A 350-nucleotide genomic window follows, 5' to 3' on the forward strand; every position below is an offset into this window, starting at 1 on the left:
ATGCGCTGCTCGATGATGTGCGCGCCCCAGCCGCTCGTGCGCGAGATCACGAACACCGGCGTGAACATCGCGGTCGGCACGCCCATCATGTGATACGACACCGCGCTGAACCAGTCGAGATTCGGGAACATTTTCTTCGCGTCCCACATCACCGTCTCGAGCCGCTCGGCGATATCGAACAGCTTCGTGTTGCCCGCTTCCTTCGAGAGCTTCTTCGCGACTTCCCTGATCACCTTGTTGCGCGGGTCGCCGGTCGTGTAGACCGGGTGACCGAAGCCGATCACGACTTCCCTGTTTTCCACGCGCCTGCGGATGTCGGCTTCCGCTTCGTCCGGATTCGGATAGCGCGT

At 61.7% G+C, this 350-nt stretch carries 1 protein-coding gene; it reads right to left on the reverse strand.

Going from position 1 to position 350, the window contains the following annotated elements:
* Positions 1–350: citrate/2-methylcitrate synthase (locus ACYPXD_RS28920; RefSeq protein ID WP_459719780.1), on the reverse strand; the 350-nt coding region annotated here is incomplete at both ends.

Source organism: Paraburkholderia sp. 2C, assembly GCF_054589215.1.